General features: G+C 63.7%; 19 protein-coding genes. 12 read left to right on the top strand and 7 right to left on the bottom strand.

Annotated elements, in window-relative coordinates:
• Nucleotides 1-3 precede the first annotated feature (3 nt).
• Nucleotides 4-1,803, bottom strand: a complete 1,800-nt coding sequence (locus L6637_RS09620; RefSeq protein WP_237863451.1) for a thiamine pyrophosphate-requiring protein — start codon at nucleotides 1,801-1,803, stop codon at nucleotides 4-6.
• A 142-nt stretch (nucleotides 1,804-1,945) separates the two neighbouring features.
• On the opposite strand from L6637_RS09620, the gene L6637_RS09625 reads away from it, so the two are divergent.
• The 4 genes from L6637_RS09625 (at nucleotide 1,946) to L6637_RS09640 (ending at nucleotide 5,456) form a co-directional block, all read left to right on the top strand.
• Entirely contained in the window at nucleotides 1,946-2,320 is a 375-nt protein-coding gene (locus tag L6637_RS09625) for a PRC-barrel domain-containing protein (protein WP_237863452.1), read from the top strand.
• Between the two features lie 25 nt (nucleotides 2,321-2,345).
• Entirely contained in the window at nucleotides 2,346-2,504 is a 159-nt protein-coding gene (locus tag L6637_RS09630; RefSeq protein ID WP_237863453.1) for a hypothetical protein, read from the top strand.
• Between the two features lie 178 nt (nucleotides 2,505-2,682).
• Entirely contained in the window at nucleotides 2,683-3,840 is a 1,158-nt protein-coding gene (locus L6637_RS09635; protein ID WP_237870300.1) for an HlyD family secretion protein, read from the top strand.
• Nucleotides 3,837-5,456: a DHA2 family efflux MFS transporter permease subunit gene (locus tag L6637_RS09640; RefSeq protein ID WP_237870302.1), complete on the top strand. Its 1,620-nt coding sequence runs from the start codon at nucleotides 3,837-3,839 to the stop codon at nucleotides 5,454-5,456. The genes L6637_RS09635 and L6637_RS09640 overlap by 4 nt, the downstream gene beginning before the upstream one ends.
• Here the strand turns inward: L6637_RS09640 and L6637_RS09645 are convergent.
• Complete coding sequence (locus L6637_RS09645) at nucleotides 5,453-5,920, bottom strand: winged helix-turn-helix transcriptional regulator (RefSeq protein ID WP_237870304.1); 468 nt, start codon at nucleotides 5,918-5,920, stop codon at nucleotides 5,453-5,455. The two genes, L6637_RS09640 and L6637_RS09645, sit on opposite strands and share 4 nt — an antisense overlap.
• 160 nt (nucleotides 5,921-6,080) lie before the next feature.
• Here L6637_RS09645 and L6637_RS09650 point away from each other — a divergent pair, with 160 nt between their 5' ends.
• From L6637_RS09650 to L6637_RS09670, 5 genes are all read left to right on the top strand, one after another.
• The gene (locus L6637_RS09650) at nucleotides 6,081-6,818 is read left to right on the top strand and encodes an SDR family oxidoreductase (RefSeq protein WP_237870306.1); all 738 of its coding nucleotides are present in this window, start codon (nucleotides 6,081-6,083) and stop codon (nucleotides 6,816-6,818) included.
• Nucleotides 6,819-6,882: 64 nt separating this feature from the next.
• A complete protein-coding gene (locus L6637_RS09655; protein ID WP_237870308.1) occupies nucleotides 6,883-7,884 on the top strand; it encodes an NAD(P)H-dependent flavin oxidoreductase in 1,002 nt (333 codons plus the stop codon).
• 106 nt (nucleotides 7,885-7,990) lie between these two features.
• Entirely contained in the window at nucleotides 7,991-8,410 is a 420-nt protein-coding gene (locus L6637_RS09660; protein ID WP_237870310.1) for a hypothetical protein, read from the top strand.
• A gap of 294 nt (nucleotides 8,411-8,704) precedes the next feature.
• Nucleotides 8,705-10,270 (top strand): alkaline phosphatase D family protein, encoded by a 1,566-nt coding sequence (locus L6637_RS09665; RefSeq protein ID WP_237870312.1) that lies wholly within the window; start codon nucleotides 8,705-8,707, stop codon nucleotides 10,268-10,270.
• A 148-nt stretch (nucleotides 10,271-10,418) separates the two neighbouring features.
• On the top strand, nucleotides 10,419-11,237 hold the full coding sequence (locus L6637_RS09670) for an aldo/keto reductase (protein ID WP_237870313.1): 819 nt from the start codon (nucleotides 10,419-10,421) through the stop codon (nucleotides 11,235-11,237).
• A 115-nt stretch (nucleotides 11,238-11,352) separates the two neighbouring features.
• Here L6637_RS09670 and arsA read toward each other — a convergent pair whose 3' ends face one another.
• The 3 genes from arsA to L6637_RS09685 all read right to left on the bottom strand — a co-directional run bounded on the left by arsA (nucleotide 11,353) and on the right by L6637_RS09685 (nucleotide 14,298).
• On the bottom strand, nucleotides 11,353-13,110 hold the full coding sequence (gene arsA, locus L6637_RS09675) for an arsenical pump-driving ATPase (RefSeq protein WP_237870314.1): 1,758 nt from the start codon (nucleotides 13,108-13,110) through the stop codon (nucleotides 11,353-11,355).
• 414 nt (nucleotides 13,111-13,524) lie between these two features.
• Nucleotides 13,525-13,740 carry a hypothetical protein gene (locus L6637_RS09680; RefSeq protein WP_237863463.1) on the bottom strand — a complete coding sequence of 72 codons (216 nt, stop codon included), beginning with the start codon at nucleotides 13,738-13,740 and terminating at the stop codon, nucleotides 13,525-13,527.
• Between the two features lie 93 nt (nucleotides 13,741-13,833).
• Nucleotides 13,834-14,298: a hypothetical protein gene (locus L6637_RS09685; protein WP_237870315.1), complete on the bottom strand. Its 465-nt coding sequence runs from the start codon at nucleotides 14,296-14,298 to the stop codon at nucleotides 13,834-13,836.
• Nucleotides 14,299-14,456: 158 nt separating this feature from the next.
• Here L6637_RS09685 and L6637_RS09690 point away from each other — a divergent pair, with 158 nt between their 5' ends.
• The gene (locus L6637_RS09690; protein WP_237863465.1) at nucleotides 14,457-14,729 is read left to right on the top strand and encodes a helix-turn-helix domain-containing protein; all 273 of its coding nucleotides are present in this window, start codon (nucleotides 14,457-14,459) and stop codon (nucleotides 14,727-14,729) included.
• 18 nt (nucleotides 14,730-14,747) lie between these two features.
• Entirely contained in the window at nucleotides 14,748-15,602 is an 855-nt protein-coding gene (hpaD, locus tag L6637_RS09695) for a 3,4-dihydroxyphenylacetate 2,3-dioxygenase (protein WP_237870316.1), read from the top strand.
• Between the two features lie 10 nt (nucleotides 15,603-15,612).
• Here the strand turns inward: hpaD and L6637_RS09700 are convergent, their stop codons facing one another.
• Nucleotides 15,613-16,845: an aminotransferase-like domain-containing protein gene (locus L6637_RS09700; protein ID WP_237870317.1), complete on the bottom strand. Its 1,233-nt coding sequence runs from the start codon at nucleotides 16,843-16,845 to the stop codon at nucleotides 15,613-15,615.
• Between the two features lie 256 nt (nucleotides 16,846-17,101).
• Complete coding sequence (locus L6637_RS09705) at nucleotides 17,102-17,629, bottom strand: DUF3124 domain-containing protein (RefSeq protein ID WP_338076844.1); 528 nt, start codon at nucleotides 17,627-17,629, stop codon at nucleotides 17,102-17,104.
• Nucleotides 17,630-17,696: 67 nt separating this feature from the next.
• Between L6637_RS09705 and L6637_RS09710 the strand changes: the two genes are divergently transcribed.
• The gene (locus L6637_RS09710) at nucleotides 17,697-19,427 is read left to right on the top strand and encodes a cation:proton antiporter (protein ID WP_237870318.1); all 1,731 of its coding nucleotides are present in this window, start codon (nucleotides 17,697-17,699) and stop codon (nucleotides 19,425-19,427) included.
• Nucleotides 19,428-19,489: the final 62 nt, after the last annotated feature.

The raw sequence follows: 19,489 nt of genomic DNA on the forward strand, positions 1-19,489 counted from the left end.
ACCTCATTCCTTTCCGGGCAGGATCTTTTCCAGCACCTGCCGTGCTGCGCCCTTGATCACGCCGCTCTCGTTGGGATCGCCCTTCATCAAGGCGAGCGAGAAGTTCTTCGCCTGCTGCAAGGTGATGTGCGGCGGCAGCGGGGGCACCTCGGGATCGGTCTTCACCTCCAACACGACCGGTTTCTCGCTTGCCAGCGCCTGGTCCCAGGCCGAGCCGAGCAGTTGCGGGCTGTCGACGAAGATGCCGGTGAGGCCGATCATCTCCGCGAAGCGCGAATAGGGCACGTCGGGGATGCGCTGGGAGGCCTCGAATTTGGGATCGCCATTGATGATGCGCTGCTCCCAGGTGACCTGGTTGAGATCTTCATTGTTGAAGACGCAGACGACGAAGCGCGGATCGCGCCAGGATCGCCAGTATTTGGCGGCCGTGATCAGCTCGGCCATGTTGTTCATCTGCATGGCGCCGTCGCCGACCAGTGCGATCACGGGGCGGTCAGGATGGGCATATTTCGCGGCCAGCGCGTAAGGCACGGCGGCACCCATCGAGGCGAGGCCGCCGGAGAGCGAGGCCGTCATGCCGCGCCGGATCTTGAGATCGCGCGCAAACCAGTTGGCGCAGGAGCCGGAATCGCTGGTGATGATGGCGTTCTCGGGCAGGCGCGGCGACAGTTCCCAGGCGACGAGCTGCGGATTGATCGGTGCGGCAGGCTGATGCGCGCGGCCGTCCAGCGTTGTCCACCATTTGGCGACGTCATCCGCGATGCCCTTGCGCCAGGCGCCGTCGCTCTTGGGTGCGAGCCGCGGCAGCAGGCTCCGCAAAGTCTCCGCGGCATCGCCGACCAGGCTGACCTCCATGGGGAAGCGGATCGACGTCATGCCGGCGTCGATGTCGATCTGAACGCCGCGCGCGGCACCTTCCTTGGGAAGGAATTCTGCGTAAGGGAAAGCGGAGCCGACCATCAGCAGCGTGTCGCATTCCATCATCATGGTGTAGCTGGGCTCAGTGCCGAGCAAGCCGATCGAGCCAGTCACCCAGGGCAGGTCGTCCGGCAGCGCCGCCTTGCCGAGGAGAGCCTTGGCGCAGCCGGCGGACAGGCGATCGGCGACCGCAATCACTTCGTCAGTGGCGTGCAGTGCGCCGGCACCGATCAGCATCGCGACCTTCTTGCCGGCATTGAGCACCTCCGCGGCACGATCGAGCTCGACGTCGCGCGGCAGCATTCGGGGTGCGCTGTAGCCGACACCGGAATGCAAGGTGCCGTGCGCGCGCGGAGGCCCGTCATAGGGTTCTTCCTGGAGGTCGCTCGGCAGGATGATCGCCGTGGGGGCCCGGCGTGCGAGCGCGATCCGCACCGCGCGGTCGATCAGATGCCGCACTTGGGCGGATGAGGAGGCCTGTGCGACATAGGCGCCGGCAACGTCCTTGAACATCGAGACGAGATCGAGTTCCTGCTGATAGCTCCCGCCCAGCGCGTTTCGCGCCTGCTGACCGACGATCGCCAGCACCGGCTGGTGATCGAGCAGTGCGTCGTAGAGCCCGGTGATGAGATGCGAGGCGCCGGGGCCAGAGGTCGCGATGCAGACGCCAAGCTCGCCGGAGAATTTCGCATAGGCTGACGCCATGAACGCCGCCATCTCCTCGTGGCGGGCCTGCACGAAGCCGATTTTGGTCTCGTCCCTGGCTTCAGCCCGGTTCAGCGCGCCGAACACGCCATTGATGCCATCGCCGGGGTAACCGAAGATGTGACGTACGCCCCATTGATGCAGACGCTGGACGATGAAGTCGGAGACGGTCTCGGACATCGTGGACGGCTCCCGGTTTCCTTGGATGGAAAACCAAGAACAGCGCGTTCCCGGCGATGTTCCTGTTTGGTCGCAGTTGCTTTCGGGAACGATCGCCCTGTCGCGCAAGTTGATCCCCACATCGGCTGAGTGGAGAACAGACATGTTGAATCAAGGCGAGATGGACCGCAGCGAGATGGGCCGTCTGATCGGCAGCGACAAGGTCGAGGGAACATCGGTCTATGGTGCCGATCGCAACCGTATTGGCTCGATCGAGCGCGTAATGATCGACAAGGTCAGCGGCAGGGTGTCCTATGCCGTGCTCGGCTTCGGCGGATTTTTAGGGCTCGGCAACGATCACTATCCGTTGCCCTGGCAGTCGCTGAAATACGACACCGACCTCGGTGGCTATGTCACCGGAATCACCGCCAAGGCGCTCGAAGACGCGCCGAAATTTGGCGAGCGCAGCGACTGGAACTGGAGCGATGACGCCGCCACGCGCGGCATCAATGCCTATTACGGCGTTCCCTTCGCTTGATCCGCGACAGAGAGAGGGAGACCCGATGAGCAAGGAAAAGCCCACCGACGATCCCCGGACTCAGAACGACTGGGGATCGCACGCCCAGACGGACAGGCCCTGGCAGGGCAATCCGGAGAAGGAGCAGAAGTCCGGCGACAAGAAGCCGGACCTGGAGAAATGGCACGAGACCAAGACGCACTGACCCAGTGCGAATGCCATCGGTGAAGCGCGGCGGGAACAGTGCCGCGCTTCTTTTCCGTGCGATGCATTCACGAATGACAGCGGTGCTCCCGCGGGCCGGAACCATGCCTTGAGGCTGCGGTTAGGCTGCCGGCGTGTGCGCACCACGCCAGTCAAAAATCCCGATCGAGGTATTCGCAGTGGATGCTCAAACCCGGGAGCGTGGGCCGTCCGCGGAGCAGCCGCAGAAGGTGGAAGCTCCAAAGACTTCGCCTGATGCCAAGCACGAGACCAAGGAGCAGCCGGCGAAGCCGGACAAGGCTCCGACGCTGCGCGAGCGGATTGCCGAGCATTGGCTGCTCGCAACCGTGGGCGCCATCGTGCTGATCGCGGCTCTGGTCGGCGGGCTGCTCTATTGGCTCCAGGTCCGGCACTACGAATCCACCGACGACGCCTTCGTCGCCGCCCGCAGCTTCTCCGTGACCTCGAAGGTCGGCGGCTACGTGACTGACATCCCGGTGACGGACAATCAGCACGTCAATGCCGGCGATATTCTCGCCAGGATCGACGAGCGCGATTATCGCATCGCCGTCGATCAGGCTCTAGCGCAGGTCGAGGTCTCCAAGGCCAACATCGCCAATGTCGAGGCGCAAATCGATTCGCAAGCGGAGCAGATCAAGCAGGCCCAGGCGCAGCTCGAGCAGGCGCAAGCGCAGCTGCAGTTCTCGCAGGAGGAGTTCAACCGCGCACAAGATTTGGTCGAGAAGGGCGCCGGCACCGTGCAGCGTCAGCAGCAGACCCGCTCCGATCTTCAGTCGCAACAAGCCAACACCGAGCGTAGCAAGACCGCGGTGGCGGTTGCCCAGGTCGGCATCAAGACGCTTCAGGCGCAGCTGGAAGGCGCCAAGGCGCAACTCGAGCAGTCGCAGGCGCAGCTCGATCAGGCCAGGCTCAACCTGCAATATACCGGCGTCGTCGCGGCCCAGTCCGGCCGCGTCGTCAAGCTCTCGGGCGCCAAGGGCACGTTCGTCACGGCGGGGCAGAGCCTGATGATGTTCGTCCCCGACGATGTCTGGATCGTCGCCAATTACAAGGAGACGCAACTCGCCGACATGCGGCCAGGCCAGCCGGTCGAGATCCGCATCGACGCCTATCCCGGGCGCAAGCTGACCGGCCATGTCGATTCCGTGCAGCCGGGCTCCGGCACCGCGTTCAGCCTGCTCCCGGCGGAGAATGCCACCGGCAATTACGTCAAGGTGGTGCAGCGCGTGCCGGTGAAGATCCTGGTCGACACCTGGCCGGCGGATCTGCCCGTTGGCCCTGGCATGTCGGTCGTGCCCTGGACCAAGGTGCGATGACCGACGCCTCGCAAAACGGCGCGTCCACTGGTGCCTGGTCGCCGGAGCGCTCGGCGGCCGGTGGGCACAATCCTTATCTCATCGCTTTCGTGGTCTCGATCGCGACCTTCATGGAGGTGCTCGACACCACCATCGCCAACGTCGCGTTGCGCCACATTGCCGGCGGTCTCGCCGTAGGCATCGACGAGAGCACCTACGTCATCACCAGCTATCTCGTCGCCAACGCCATCGTGCTGTCGATCTCGGGCTGGCTGTCGACAGTGATCGGCCGCAAGCGCTTTTACATGATCTGCGTGGCGACCTTCTCTGTGGCGTCGTTGTTGTGCGGCTTCGCCTGGAATCTCGAGGCGCTGGTGCTGTTCCGCATCCTGCAAGGCCTCGGTGGCGGCGGCATGGCGACCAGCGAGCAGGCGATCCTCGCCGACTCCTTCCCGCCGGCGAAGCGGGGCCAGGCCTTTGCCATCTACGGCGTCGCCGTGGTCGTCGCACCGGTGATCGGTCCGACGCTCGGCGGATGGATCACCGATACCTACAGCTGGCATTGGGTGTTCCTGATCAACGTGCCGATGGGCATGCTCTCGCTGTTCCTGGTCGGTACGCTGGTCAAGGAACCATCGGGTGCGGAGGAGGAGCGGGAGAAGCTGCTGAGCAAGGGCCTGCGGGTCGACTATATCGGCTTCGCGCTGGTCGCCATCGGGCTCGGCTCGCTCGAATACGTGCTCGACGAAGGCCAGCGCAACGACTGGTTCGGCTCCAACCTGATCGTCTTCTTCGCGGTGCTGTCGGCGGTGTCGCTGCTCGCACTGATCCCGTGGGAGCTGACGCGCGAAGAGCCGATCATCGATCTCCGGCTGCTCGGCCGGCGGCAGTTCGCCGCCTGCTTCCTGGTCATGCTCGGCACCGGCGCGGTGCTGATCTCGACCACGCAGATCTTGCCGCAACTGCTTCAGACCGAGCTGAATTACACGGCGCTGCTGGCCGGTCTTGCCCTGTCGCCCGGCGGCGTCGCAACGCTCATGCTGATGCCGGTCGTTGGCCGCCTGGTCGGCACGGTGCAGCCCAAATATCTCATCATGTTCGGCGCCGCGGTCGTGGCGTTCTCGATGTGGCATCTGACCGGGCTCAATGGCGACATCACCTACGGCTACGCGGCGCTGGCCCGCATCTTCCTCGCCATCGGTCTTCCCTTCCTGTTCCTGCCGGTAACGACGGCATCCTATGACGGCGTGCCGCCTGACAAGACTAACCAGGCCTCCGCGCTGATCAACGTCGCCCGCAACATCGGTGGCTCCATGGGTGTCGCGCTGGCGCAGACGATCCTTGCGCAGCGCCAGCAATTCCATCAGAGCCGCCTGATCGAACACGCCGCGCCCTCCGACCTCGGCTACCAGCAGACCATCGACGCGATGACGCGCTACTTCCAGGCCCAGGGCTCGAACGCGAGCGATGCCGCCTCGCAGGCTGTCGCGTGGGTCGGCAAAACCCTCCAGCAGCAGGTCGACTTCCTCGCTTATATCGACGTGTTCTGGACGCTCGCGATCGTCGCCGTGCTGATGATTCCGACCGCAGCCGTGCTGCGCCCGATCGATCTCGGCGCGCCGGCGCGGGGACACTAGGCTGCGTCAGCGCCTCGTCGCCCCGGCCCAGCATGCACATGCACCTGCTTGGCATGCAGCGGCTCGCCGCATTCCGAGCACACCATCACGGGATCGAACTGCTTGCCGCAACTCTTGTGCTCGTGCAGCAGCGGGCGGCCGCGCTCGTCGCCCATGTGGGTGTCGCCCCAATGCACCATCGCCATGATAACAGGATAGAGGTCGAGGCCCTTCTGCGTCAGGATGTATTCGTAGCGCTTCGGCGCCTCGGAATAGGGGACGCGGCGCAGGATGCCGAAGCGGACCAGCTTCTTCAGCCGTTCGGATAGCAGATGCCGCGTGATCTGGAGCGAGGACTGAAACGCCTCGAAGCGGCGCACGCGCAGAAAACATTCGCGCAGGATCAAGAGCGTCCAGCGGTCGCCGACCACGGCGACGGTGCGGGAGAGCGAGCAGGGCTCCTCCTCCAGCGTATCCCATTTCATGATCCTGTCTCCGCCACGGCTTGGTCAGTCAGAAAAAGGAACTGACTTGAATGATCAGCGCAATTTGCGCCATAGGCTAACATTCGGCAGGGAAGTTTGACAGTTCTATTTTAGAACTATAGCCTCCAGCTCAATCATACGCTCACCGGAGGAGGCGACCTTGCCCAAGCGAAACGCGACCGCGGCCGTGATCGGCGCCGGCGATTTCATCGGCTCCGAGATTGCCAAGAAATTTGCTGCCGAGGGCTTCACTGTCTTTGCCGGTCGCCGCAACGGCGACAAGCTCGCGCCGCTGGTGAAGGACATCGAAGCCGCCAGCGGCGAGATCCACGCGCGCTCGCTGGACGCGCGGAAAGAGGAGGAGGTCATCTCCTTCCTCACCGATGCCGACAAGCATGCGCCGCTGGAAGTCTGCATCTTCAATGTCGGCGCCAACGTCAATTTCCCTGTTCTCGACACCACCGAGCGCGTGTTTCGGAAAGTGTGGGAGATGGCCTGCTATTCCGGCTTCCTCGCGGGGCGCGAAGCGGCGCGGCTGATGCTGCCGCGCGGTGCCGGCAACATCTTCTTCACCGGCGCGACGGCGAGCTTGCGCGGCGGCAGCGGCTTTGCCGCCTTTGCCAGCGCCAAGTTTGGCTTGCGCGCCGTGGCGCAGGCGATGGCGCGCGAGCTCGGGCCGAAGAATATCCACGTCGCCCATCTCATCATCGATTCCGGGGTCGATACCGAATGGGTGCGGCAGCGCCGTCTCGAGGCGCTCGGCCCCAACGCGCTCGACAATCCTGATCTGCTGATGCCGCCGTCGGCCGTCGCCGATTCCTATTGGCAGCTCTATCAGCAGCCGAAGAGTGCCTGGACCTTCGAAATGGAGATCCGCCCCTTCGGCGAGAAATGGTGACCGCGGCGCAAGACTGCGGCTAGACTGATCCGCAATACAAACCGAAATCCGGGAGGCGACCTACGTGAAGACCGCGATCACCGAACTGTTCGGCATCGAGCATCCCATCATCCAGGGCGGCATGCATTTCGTCGGCTTTGCCGAGCTGGCTGCGGCCGTCTCCAATGCCGGCGGGCTCGGCATCATCACCGGTCTCACACAGAAGACGCCGGAGCTGCTGGCCAAGGAGATCGCGCGCTGCCGCGACATGACGGACAAGCCGTTCGGCGTGAACCTCACCTTCCTGCCGACTTTCGCGGCGCCGCCCTATCCGGAATATATCGCGGCCATCGTCGAGGGTGGCATCAAGGCGGTGGAGACCGCAGGCCGCAGCCCGGAGCAATACATGCCGGCGCTGAAAGCGGCCGGCATCAAGGTGATCCACAAATGCACCTCGGTGCGGCATTCGCTGAAGGCCGAGCGGATCGGCTGCGACGCCGTCAGCGTCGACGGCTTCGAGTGCGGCGGCCATCCCGGCGAGGACGACATTCCCAATATGATCCTGCTGCCGCGCGCGGCGGAGGAATTGAAGATCCCGTTCGTGGCCTCCGGCGGCATGGCCGACGGGCGCAGCCTCGTCGCAGCCCTGTCGCTCGGCGCGGCCGGCATGAACATGGGCACGCGTTTCATCGCCACCAAGGAAGCGCCGGTCCATCAGAACGTGAAGAACGCGCTGGTCGCGGCGACCGAGCTCGACACCCGCCTGATCATGCGCGCCCTGCGCAACACCGAGCGGGTGCTGAAGAACGCCAATGTCGATCGCTTGCTCGAGATCGAGCGCACGAAGGGCGACAAGCTCACGATCGACGACATCCACGACCAGGTCGCAGGTGTCTATCCCAAGATCATGCTGGATGGGCAGATGGATGCCGGCGCCTGGAGCTGCGGCATGGTCGCAGGTCTCATCCACGACATCCCCAGCTGCAAGGAACTGGTCGATCGCATCATGGCGGAGGCGGAACAAATCATCCGTAACAGGCTGATCGGGTTCCTGGATGGGACGGGTGCGACGCAAAAGGTCGCCTGACACCGCCAAACTTCTTAACCACGGCCGCATCTGGCCGCTGGAAATGCACGCGGCGCCTCCTAAATAGGAGTAAATTACTCCTTAACAATCATTTCAGGAGGCGTCCGTGGTCCTGAAAAGCGTTCCCTTTGCGGTTGCCATTGCCCTCGTGGTCGCAATGGGCGGAATCGCGCGCGCTGACGACTACAAGCCTGACGAATATCTCGGTCTCGATCTCTCCAAGGCCGTGCTGTCGCCGAAGCGGCTCGGGCCCGAAACGCAATTTGCGCCTGTTGCGATGGAAGCGAAGGGCGGAAACGAGGCGCAAGCTCGTGTCGAGCCGGTCGACGTGCCGAAGAAAGTCGCGGCCGAACGCGTGCACGTCTCAGAGCCGAAGATCGCTCGCACCAAGAGCACACAGCCGCGCGGCGCCGCCCGCACCAGGCTCGCGCATCGTCACGGCAATCCGCTGGACGCGCAGGCGATGGACACGCGCATCCAGACCTGGCCCTGCCGTTCCGGCGGCATCTGCAACTGGAAACACTGACGCGCTTCTCTTCGCCTCTCCCCGCGTGCGGGGAGAGGCCGGAATGCGTGCGCAGCGCGGATTCCGGGTGAGGGGGACTCTCCGCGAGTCCAACTCCCAGCGTGATCGCGGATAGAGCCCCTCACCCCAACCCTCTCCCCGTAAGAACGGGGCGAGGGAGCACACGGCGGCTCGCGGCTGCATCCCGCCCGTCACCTCTCCGTCGCAAAACCGTAGGCCCGGAGTCAGGAAACCGTAAGCTCGTCGTCAAACGACGCAGGCACCTTCCGTCGCGATTCGACGAAGGTTTCCTTGATGGCAACGCACCGCGCTTCGCGCGCATGGACCCGGCGACAGTTCCTGGTTCGCTCCACATCCTCTCTCGCCATCGCCTCGCTCGCAAAACCCGGCATCAGCCGCGCCGCCGATCGGCCGCAGATCGCGGGCGGCATCCAGTCCGGCGATATCTCGGACGGCTCGGCCGTGATCTGGGCGCGCGCCGACCGGCCCGCGCGGATGCAGGTGGAGTGTTCGACCGTCGAGAGCTTCAAGACCATCATCGCCTCAGTGTCACGCGACGCTCTGCCGGATACAGACTTCACCGCAAAGCTCTTGCTCGACGACCTGCCGCCCGGGCAGGACATCTTCTATCGCGTGCGCTTCGACGACATCGCGACCGGCATCGCCGGCGAAAGCCGCATCGGCCATTTCCGCACCGCGCCGGCCGCCGGCCAGTCGATTTCGTTCCTGTGGTCGGGCGACGTCGCGGGGCAGGGCTGGGGTATCGACATCTCGCGCGGCGGCTATCGCAGCTATCGCACCATGCTCGACAACAGACCGGATTTCTTCATTCACTCCGGCGATCACATCTATGCGGACTGCACGATTCCCTCGGAGCAGAAGCTGCCGAACGGCGAGATCTGGCGCAACGTCGTGACCGAGGAGAAATCGGAGGTCGCGCACACGCTGGCGCAGTTCCGCGGCAACTACAAATACAATCATCTCGACGCGCATTTTCGCGCCTTCCACGCCGAGGTGCCGATGTTCGCGCAATGGGACGATCACGAGGTCACCAACGACTGGTCGCCCAAGGGTAGCTATGACGAGGCGGGCTTTGAGGACGACGGCACGCCGCGCCTGGTCGCGCGCGCCCGCCGTGCCTTCTTCGACTTCATGCCGATCAGGGATCTCGGCCCGCGGCAGGGGCGGGTGTATCGCAAGATCGCCTACGGGCCGCTGCTCGACGTCTTCATGATCGACATGCGCAGCTATCGCGACGACACCTGGAACAAGGGCGGCGATCATCGCGGCTGGATTCTCGGCGCCCAGCAGCTTGCCTGGCTGAAGCGCGAGCTCGCCGCCTCGCAGGCGACCTGGAAGGTGATTGCAGCCGATTTGCCGATCGGCCTGATCAGTCTCGATGCCGTCGCGCTCGGCGATGGGCCGCCTGACCGGCGCGAGCACGAGATCGCCGATCTGCTCGGCTCGATCAAGCGCGCCGGTGTCCGCAACATCGTCTGGCTCACCGCCGACATGCACTACACCGCCGCGCATTACTACGATCCGAACAAGGCGCAATTCCAGGATTTCGAGCCGTTCTGGGAGTTCGTTTCCGGTCCGCTCCATGCCGGCACCTGGGGCCCCGGCGAGCTCGACAACACGTTCGGCCCCGTGGCGATGTACCGGAATGGCTGTAGCGAAGCCCAGGGCGAGAATCTGGCGCCGTGTTTTGGCCTGCAATTCTTCGGCCGGGTCGACATCGATGGCGTGAGCGGCGTGATGACGGTGACCTTGAAGGACGTCGACAACCGTGATCTGTGGTCGGTCGACATCATGCCTCAACCGCAGGCGCGTCCCGCCGTGGTGGCGCAGCATTCGTAGGGGCGCTAACCCGATCTTGATTGGCCGCCCCGCCCCAGCGGCGCTATAGTGCCCGTTCCCGCCACCTCTTTTCCCTCACCGAAGAGTCTGCTCACGCGGCATCGCCGCGCGCATCCGGCGGGCTGAAATGCCTCAGGGAGCCTGTTCAATGGACAATCTGAAAACACAGGGCATCAGCATGCCCAAGCTCGGCCTCGGGACCTTCCGCATGCAGGGCGATGTCTGCCGCGAAGCGGTCGAGAGCGCACTGTCGATCGGCTACCGCCACATCGACACCGCAGAAATGTATGCCAACGAGGAGGCGATCGGCGCCGCGCTCGCCGCTAGCTCCGTGCCGCGCGGCGAGTTGCACATCACGACCAAGGTCTGGCACGAGAATCTCAGCCCGGATGCGATCCGCCGCGCCTTCGACGCCAGCCTGAAGAAGCTCGGGCTCGACCATGTCGACCTCTATCTCGTGCACTGGCCGTCGAGATCGGCGAACTGGGGCGCGGTGTTCGAGACCTTGATGAAGCTGAAGGAGGAGGGGCGGACGCGGGCGATCGGCGTTGCCAATTTCACCACGGCGCTGCTCAAGATCGCGGTCGAGGACATCAAGGCGCCGATCGCCTGCAACCAGGTCGAATATCACGCGATGCTGGATCAATCGAAGGTGCTGGCCTATCTCAGGGCGAAGTCGATCCCGCTGGTTGCCTATTGCCCGTTGGCGCAGGGGCGTTTTGCCACCGACCCGGTGCTCGCCGAGATCGGCGCCAAGCACAACGCGAGCGCGGCACAGGTCGCCTTGAAATGGCTGCTCGACCAGGACGGCGTCGCCGCGATCCCGAAGGCCTCACGCCGCGAGAGCCAGCAGGCCAATCTCGACGCGCTGAAGATCACGCTGGATGATGCCGATCGCAAGAAGATCGCCGCGCTGCCGAAGGACAGGCGCTGCGTCAATCCGGGTTTTGGGCCGGAGTGGGATTAGGGCGTGTACCGATAAAGGCGCCGATGTCGGCTTTCGGGAGCAAGCAGAAATCCTATGCTTCATCAGAGCACTCCTGCTTGCGCCCCTGAGTGGACATCATCAGGGAGCGGGTCAATTATGACAGCGCCTCAAGCTCCTCAACGCCGACAGGAGGCTTGCTTTGCCAGCCAACCATGTATGACCGTTCTGCCAGACCGTCCCGAACGCGAGCGATCTGCGTCCGCTCTCTCGCCAGCCGCGACCGCAGCAAGGGATCGTGAGGTCCCGAAGCGACGAGGCACTTGTTGATGACCCAACCAAATGGCTCGATACCGGCACGCCGCAGGTCTTGCTGAAGAGCAGCCGCCTCTGAAACTGGAGTTGTCTCTGGCAGAGTTACCAGGACCACCCGGGTGTGGGTGGGGTCCTGCAGCCTCATCAGCGGGGTAACAATACGCCCCGGTCCGCTCGGTTCTAGTTGGCTTGTCATCTGGCGATGATAAGCGCCAGTCGCATCGAGCAGCAGTAGGGTGTGGCCTGTTGGAGCCGTATCGAGGACCACAAAGGCGCTTCGCGCCTCCGCAACAACGTGCGAGAAGGCATGAAACACAGCGACTTCCTCAGTGCATGGCGAAGCCAGGTCCTCAAGCAGAAGCGCCTTGCCCTGCTCGTCTAGGTCGCGGCCACGGCTCGCCAGTATTTTTGCGACATAGCGTTCCGTCTCAACCCGGGGATCGATCCGATCCACCGTCAGGCCCGGCATCACGCCATCAACCACGAAATTGATATGGGCGGCCGGGTCTGTCGTGCTGAGGTGAACGGCGTGTCCGCGCTTGGCAAGTCCCACAGCGATGGCAGCGGCAATCGTCGTCTTACCGACGCCGCCCTTGCCCATGACCATGATGAGGCCATGCTTTCCTTGGGCGATGTCATCGACCAACCGGTCGAGGCCCGGCAAGTCGATCGGCTTGGCATCTTGTTCGGCGGCCTCATTCGGAGGCGGTGGATTGGATGGCGCCAACACCCGCCTGAGGGCCGTGAGGCCCACGATGTCAAAACCGAACAATGGGATTTCGTCTCGCGGCAGTTTCGTCAGCGACGCTGGCATCGAGGCGAGAGCCTCGTCCTGCTCCTTCTCAAGGGCGACTGCCACAACATCAGTAGGGTCCGTGGCGTGAAAGCGTCCGTTCACAGCGAGAGTCTGGTTCGAGAGATTGAGCGCATCGAGTTCGCCCGAAGTTCGAGCCGCCTCGCGGATCGCGCTCCGATCGGCGCGGGTGACCAAGACAACGGTGGTCCGCTTGGGATCGCCCAACGCTTGAAGCGCCTGTCGAAATCGATCCTCCTGCATCTTCAAACCTGAATGTGGGCCGAGACAGGATGCCCCACGGTCGTTGTCCTTCAGAAAGCCGGTCCATGCCTTGGGCAAGCTAAGAAGCCGCAACGTGTGGCCGGTCGGGGCCGTATCGAAAATGATATGGTCGAAACCCCCCATATCGCCATCCAGCAGGCCGACGAACTCGTCGAAGGCGGCTATTTCGGTCGTGCAAGCGCCGGAAAGTTGCTCGCGTACGGTCGATTTCTCCTCAGCAGTAACCGAGGGCCCTAGCTGTTCGAGCACGCGGGTTCGATAGTTTTCGGCTGCGGTCTCCGGGTCGATATTCATCGCGAAGAGCCCGGCCGCGTTCGGCACCGGCGCGGGACTATCTGTTAGCCTGACTTCCAGCATCTCGTCGAGGTTCGATGCAGGATCGGTGCTGACGAGGAGGACACGCGATCCACGGTCGGCCAGACCGATGGCGGTAGCACAGGCCAGCGAGGTCTTGCCGACGCCGCCCTTGCCAGTAAAGAAGAGAAAGAATGTCGGAGCGTCTAGCGCGCGAAAGTGAAGCATCAAAACTCGTACCTGGGTCGCATGCGGTTATGCGGGATGCCCCTTGTGGAAGTGGCGACCCGGGAATTGCATCGCGTCGAGCACTACCCGACGCCCTGGATGATGATGCCGGTACCGTCGCAGCGTTCGCAAGCACTCTCTTTGCCAGTCACCTTGTCTGCCACTTTTCCGGTTCCCGCGCATTCGGGACAGAGGTCTTCGGCGGTACCTGGCGTTCCGGGTTCTGGATCATCGTCAGGGGTGTGCGGCCTCAGTGGATTCGATTTCATGGTCGATGCCCTCCCCTTTTTGCTAGGGGCCGCCAATTAATAGGTCCGACACAAACCAGCGGATTGATCTAACTCAAAAACTTGCGGCATGCTTTCAACGCAAAGAAATGGCCCCGCGAGGGGCCATTTCCATTTGCGTTGCGCATTAGTACATGTGGTGATGGCCGTGCCTGATCACCACGACACGGTCGTGATGATGCCAGCCACGATGCCAGCCATTGTCGCGATGCTCGCGCATTTCGGCGCGGGCGCCGTAGCCGTGATGCTCGTGCCCGACCACGATGGTCTCGGCACTCGCCAGCGTCGGCGCCGCAACCGCAAGCGCACCCAAAGCGGCAACGACATAACCAAGCTTCTTCATGATGTCCTCCTCCAACGTAATGCAATTGAGAACGGCGCATACGTTTGAACGTTCCGAAGGAACGGGAAGAGAATTCTGAATGGATGTTCAGGATCAGGACGATTGCTGACTGCAGCGTTGCTGCGGAAGCGTCGGCGCGCCTGTCTTGACGTATTTGCCGTCCCTGATCGTGTACTCGCCGCGCTCGCTGCGATTGTAGATCGCGCGCAGGCTGCCGTCCTTCGCAAGCAGCAATCCGAATTGGCGGGTCTGATGCAGCGTGGGGAAGTAGACCATCAGGTTGAGCAGGCCTTCGGCATTGACGGTGGCGGACACGACCTCGTTCTCGTCCTTGGCGTCGCCGAAATCGCGCCGATACATCACCCGGCCATCCCCGCGGATTTCGTAAGTGAGCACCGCGCCCTTGTCGCGGTCGGGTCGGACAGCGCAATCGACCGCCCAGGAGCCGAGCAGGCCCCATTGCTCGACCGTCGCCGCGAGCGTTTCGGCACCCGCCAGCGAAGTGAATGCAATCCAAAGCACCGCCGCCGTGGTCCAGCGGCTCAAATAACGCATCATGTCCCGAAAGGCCCCGCCTCGAACAATTCCAAAGTCTAGCATTCCCTTTGCGATCGTCCACGGCCGGCCCCAATCGCGCGCGAATTTGATCCGCGTCAATGAGGCCGTGCGTGCGGAGGGTAGGATAACGCTTCCCGAAGGCGAACGTGGTGAGAGCGATGCTGAATCAAGTCATGGATTTCGCGGGTGAGGTGCTGCCGGGGAGCCGTGCCGCGCCGCCTTATTCCGAGACCGCGTTTCTGGCCGAGCTGGGCGAGCGCCTGAAGTCGTCGCGCGCCCGTTGCGAGCTGTCGCGCCGGGAGCTGGCCCGACGCTCCGGCATTTCGGAGCGCTATATCGCCCAGATCGAGGCCGGCAAGGGCAATGTCTCGATCGTCCTGTTGCTTCGGCTTGCCTCGGCAATCCACGGCAGCCAGCCTCAGGCAGCCTGACACCTCGAGGTGACCGCTATGGGCCAGCTCGTCCTCGCGGCCAAGGTCACCCATGTTCCTTCCCTGATGCTGTCGGAGATATCAGGCAGCCCGTTGCGCGCGGCGCGCGAGCCGGCGGTCGCGTCCCTGCGCGAGCTCGGGCGACGGGCGAGAGAGCGCGGCGTCACCTGCTTCGTGGTGTTCGACACCCATTGGCTCTCCAATTTCGGCTACCACATCAACGCCAATGAGCGGCATCGCGGCGCGTTCACCAGCCACGAGGCGCCGCAGATGATCCAGGATCTGCGCTACGATCTGCCCGGTGATACCGACCTCGCCAAGGCGATCGCGGACAGGGCATTCGACGCAGATCTCAACGTGACCGCACACCAGGTCGCAAGCCTCGGGCTGGAATACGGCACCATCGTGCCAATGCACTACATGAACCCGGACGGCTTCGCGAAGGTGGTCTCCGTCGCCTCGCCGCTGTTCACGTCATTCGAGGAGAGCCGGCTGCTCGGCGAAGCCACGCGGCGGGCTATCGACCAATCCGGTGAACGGGTCGCAATTCTCGCCAGCGGATCGCTCTCGCATCGGCTCTGGCCGAACAAGAAGCTGGGGCCCGAGGCATGGACGTCGGTTGCCAGCGAATTCAATCGTCAGGTCGATTTGCGCGTGCTCGAGCTATGGCAGGCCCGCCGCTATCGCGAGTTCCTGGATATGCTCCCGGACTACGCCACCAAATGCAATGGCGAGGGCGGCATGGCTGATACGATCATGCTGTTCGCCGCGCTCGGGTGGTACGATTATCGCGGGACGGCAGAACAATTGTGTGACTATTTCCCCTCGTCCGGAAGCGGCCAGGTTACCGTGGAATTCCACGTCGACACCTGACACGCTGGCGTCAGGCCCGTTTCTCCACATTGGCGCTGCGCGAGGGCACGCCGAACTCCTTGCGGCAGACGTCGGCCAGCACGGCGACGCCGTCGCGGATCTGCTGATGCGAAGGGCTCGCAAAGCACAGCCGCAGGCGTGAGCTTGAATAGCCTTTGTTGGTCGACCATTCCGGCCCCGGATTGATCGAGACGCCGGCGGCAAGCGCAGCCTGATAAAGTTTGAGCGTATCGACCTGGTCGGGCAGCTTCACCCATAGGAAGATGCCGCCCTTGGGTTCCCTAAATTCGGCCGCGGTTCCAAACTGCTCGTTGAGGGCTTCCATCAGCGTGTCGAGCTTGGTGCGCAGCGCCTTGGACAGCGCCGGCACATGGCTTGCGAAGTGCGGCTTGCAATAGGTGGCGAGCACCATCTGCTCCAGCGCGCCGGAGCCGGCATCCGTCTTCAGCGCCAGCATTCGCGACATCACATCCCAGGGCGCCACGATGAAGCCGACGCGCAGCGCCGGCGCGATCGACTTCGAGAACGAGCCGACATGGATCACCCCGCCATTCTGGCTCATCGCGTAGAGCGCTGGCGGCCGTTGTCGGGACCAGACCAGATCGGCATAGCAATCGTCCTCGAAGACGGGCACGCCATATTCGGCCGCCAGGCGCAGCAGTTCGGCGCGGCGGCCCTCCGGCATGATGCTGCCGGTCGGGTTCTGCACGGTCGGGATGGTGTAGATGTATTTGGGCCGGATACCGCGGCTCTTGAGGTCGGCGAGCGTGGAAGCCAGCGCGTCCATCCGCATGCCGTCGTCGTCGAGGGGAACGCCGACGGTGTTGACGCCCAGCCGCGTCAGCCGCTGCAGCGCTCCCTGATACGTTTCCTGCTCGACAATCACGGTGTCGCCGCGCGAAAGCAGCGTATTGTTGACGAGGTCGAGCGCCTGCAGCGAGCCCGAAACGATCATGAGATCGTCGATCGTGCAGCTGATTCCGGCATCGCGCTTCAGCTTTGTCACCAGGAATTCGCGCAAGGGGATGTAACCCTGCGGGCCATGCGCCAGGCCATAGGTCGCAAGCGAGCGGCCCTCGCGTCGCAAGGCTTGATTGGCCGCTTCGATCAGCTCGTCGAGCGGCACCTGTTCGGAATCGTTATTGCCGCCGACAAAGCTGTATTTGGCAAGGCCTGTCCAGCGCGCAGAAGGGGCCGGCAGCCCTGCGGGAAACAGGGGTGCGAAATCGAAGCTGGACGTCATGGGAGTGTTCCTCGTTGCTTTTATTGAGCGTTGTTTTTATTGGGCCGCCGGCTTGGTGCCGACCGGGCAGGGCGATTTCGATGATGACATCATGCCAGTGTTTTGCCCGACGCGTCAAACAAAATTCGTAAAATCCGCATCTCCGTCGCGCATGCGAACAAGGCGTTGATTTCACTGAGGCGGCTACTGTGCATGGGGTTGTTTTCGGGTTTTCGATTCGATGGCGCGACGCCACTGGCTCGAAGCAGTGGCCGCTTTACTTCTTGCCTACCGTCCTGGTCGGACGACCCTGGCTGATGAAAGCGTAATGCGCATTGGCGACGCCGCCGACCATCAGGGCCTCGACCACAGGCTCGGCGATCTCGCCCGTGGCGGCCCAGTCGACGATGAAATTGGCGCCGGTCCCGCCGCGCACGTCATCGGTTGGAATGACGACCGAGATGGTGGCGAGCGGCTTCACCGCGACTGGTGCCTTCAGATAGCTCTCGACCTGCTTGCCCGCGGTGTCGAAATAGGCGATGCGCCGGACCACCAGGGCTTGCGTCTCCGAGGCGTTGTGGACGCTCAGCGTCACCGAGAAATCGACCCGCAGCTTGCCCTGGCTCATCGCCACGCTCGAATAGGCGGGCACGTAGAAGCCGCCGGAGACAGCGAGTTCCTCCTTCGGCACGGCCGCGAGCGAATCGGCAAAAGTCTGTTCGAGGTTCATCTTGGGCTGCGCGCCCGCCGGGCCAGCGCAGGCGAGGGGGCATAGCAGCATTGCAGCGGCGAGGCTCGCCCGCATGTGACGAATTGCTCGTTTGCCGCGCTGCACGCGGTCTCTAGGGTGCGGCAAAACGGACCGGTCTGGCATGCACGAGCTCATTCGCGACATCACTCTCTGTATTCTGTTTGCCTGGATGCTGGGCCTGCTCGCTCATTTCTCCCGGCAACCGCTGATCCTGGCCTACCTTATCGCCGGCTTCTGCATAGGTCCATTCGGCGCCGGCTGGGTCAAGTCGCAGGAATCGATCAGCGTCATCTCCGAGCTCGGCCTGATCTTCATGCTGTTCATGATCGGCCTCGAGATCGACCTCAAGAAGATCGTGCGGGCGGGCAAGGTGATCCTGTTCGCGGCCGGCGGCCAGCTGCTCGGCGGCTGCCTGCTCGGCATCCTGTTCTTTGCAGGTCTTGGGCTTTCGCTCGGCGGCGGCCATTTCGATGCGCTCTATCTCTGCATTGCCTGCGCGCTGTCCTCGACCGTCATCATCGTCAAGGTGCTGTACGAGAAGCGCGAGCTCGACACCTTGCCCGGCCGCATCACGCTCGGCGTGCTGGTCCTCCAGGACATTTTTGCAATTCTGTTCCTGGCGGTGCAGCCTAGCCTGGCCAATTTGCAGATTAGTGTGATCCTGCTTTCGATCGGCCGCGTCGCGGTGCTGGTCGCCGCCGCGCTGCTGGTCAGCCGCTACGTGCTGCCGCGGCTGTTCCACCAGATCGCCCGCCGGCCCGAGCTGATCCTGCTCGGGGCGCTCGCCTGGTGCTTTCTCGTCGCCGAGACCGCCGAGCAGCTCTCGCTGTCGCGCGAGATGGGCGCCCTGATCGCCGGTGTCTCGCTGTCGACCTTTCCTTACGCGCTCGACGTTACCGCCAAGGTCACGACGCTGCGCGACTTCTTCATCACGCTGTTCTTCGTGGCGCTGGGCATGACCATTCCGGTGCCCGGCCTTTCGGTGATCGGGCTGGCGCTGATGATCGCTGCGTTCACGGCGGTGAGCCGTGTCGTCACCACCTTCACGCCGCTTTATCTGATGAAGCAGGGCCTGCGCGCGAGCCTGCTGCCCGCGATCAATCTGGCGCAGATCTCCGAGTTCTCGCTGGTGGTGATCCAGACCGGCGTCGCCGACAACCACATCGCAGCCGAAACGGCGAATGCGGCTTCCTTCGCCTTCGTGGTGCTGGCCGTGCTTTCGACCTTCGTCATGACGCGCAGCGACGAGATCACCCGCTGGGCCATCGGCCCGCTCAAGCGGATTGGCCTCCGCGATCTCGATCACGGCAACGGCCATGCCGAAGAGGGCCACGAGGGCGGCCACGGCGAAGCGCGCCGCATCGTCATCCTCGGCTTTTTCCGCGCGGCGAGCGCGCTGCTCGCCGAGATCGAGCGGCAGGCGCCGGTGCTGCTGGAACAGATCACGGTGGTCGACTTCAACCCCAATGTGTACCAGACCCTGCTTTCGCGCGGCCTGCACGTGATCTATGGCGATATCAGCAACGTCGATACGCTGCTCCATGCCGGGATCGGCAAATCCGAGATGATCATCCTCAGCGTACCGGACGCGCTGCTCAAGGGCGCCAGCAACGAGAAGCTGGTCCGCCATGTCCGCTCCCTCAATCCGAATGCCTCGATCGTCGCCACGGCCGATCTCCTCTCCGACGTCGGCGAGCTCTATGCGGCCGGCGCCAGCTACGTGACCGTGACCCGGCTCAGCGACGCTCATGAATTGTTGACGGTGATCGAGGCGGCCCAGGCCGGCCTGCTGGCCGACAAGCGCGCCGAGCTCGATGCTCGGCTGGGCGAGCGGCGCGAGGTGCTGCCCTGATCGCTGGGGCCGTCTTCCGTCCGGCCGGCGTGCGCCTATATCGCTGGTATCTTCGGTGCAAG

This window comes from Bradyrhizobium zhengyangense (assembly GCF_022012435.1).
In the GTDB taxonomy this organism is placed as follows: domain Bacteria; phylum Pseudomonadota; class Alphaproteobacteria; order Rhizobiales; family Xanthobacteraceae; genus Bradyrhizobium; species Bradyrhizobium zhengyangense.

Bases quoted from the DNA above. Each gene is read 5' to 3' on its own strand.
- L6637_RS09620 (WP_237863451.1), bottom strand. From the start codon at position 1,803: ATGTCCGAGACCGTCTCCGACTTCATCGTCCAGCGTCTGCATCAATGG.
- L6637_RS09625 (WP_237863452.1), top strand. From the start codon at position 1,946: ATGTTGAATCAAGGCGAGATGGACCGCAGCGAGATGGGCCGTCTGATC.
- L6637_RS09630 (WP_237863453.1), top strand. From the start codon at position 2,346: ATGAGCAAGGAAAAGCCCACCGACGATCCCCGGACTCAGAACGACTGG.
- L6637_RS09640 (WP_237870302.1), top strand. From the start codon at position 3,837: ATGACCGACGCCTCGCAAAACGGCGCGTCCACTGGTGCCTGGTCGCCG.
- L6637_RS09645 (WP_237870304.1), bottom strand. From the start codon at position 5,920: ATGAAATGGGATACGCTGGAGGAGGAGCCCTGCTCGCTCTCCCGCACC.
- L6637_RS09665 (WP_237870312.1), top strand. From the start codon at position 8,705: ATGGCAACGCACCGCGCTTCGCGCGCATGGACCCGGCGACAGTTCCTG.
- L6637_RS09670 (WP_237870313.1), top strand. From the start codon at position 10,419: ATGGACAATCTGAAAACACAGGGCATCAGCATGCCCAAGCTCGGCCTC.
- arsA (WP_237870314.1), bottom strand. From the start codon at position 13,110: ATGCTTCACTTTCGCGCGCTAGACGCTCCGACATTCTTTCTCTTCTTT.
- L6637_RS09680 (WP_237863463.1), bottom strand. From the start codon at position 13,740: ATGAAGAAGCTTGGTTATGTCGTTGCCGCTTTGGGTGCGCTTGCGGTT.
- L6637_RS09685 (WP_237870315.1), bottom strand. From the start codon at position 14,298: ATGATGCGTTATTTGAGCCGCTGGACCACGGCGGCGGTGCTTTGGATT.
- L6637_RS09690 (WP_237863465.1), top strand. From the start codon at position 14,457: ATGCTGAATCAAGTCATGGATTTCGCGGGTGAGGTGCTGCCGGGGAGC.
- hpaD (WP_237870316.1), top strand. From the start codon at position 14,748: ATGGGCCAGCTCGTCCTCGCGGCCAAGGTCACCCATGTTCCTTCCCTG.
- L6637_RS09700 (WP_237870317.1), bottom strand. From the start codon at position 16,845: ATGACGTCCAGCTTCGATTTCGCACCCCTGTTTCCCGCAGGGCTGCCG.
- L6637_RS09705 (WP_338076844.1), bottom strand. From the start codon at position 17,629: ATGCGGGCGAGCCTCGCCGCTGCAATGCTGCTATGCCCCCTCGCCTGC.
- L6637_RS09710 (WP_237870318.1), top strand. From the start codon at position 17,697: ATGCACGAGCTCATTCGCGACATCACTCTCTGTATTCTGTTTGCCTGG.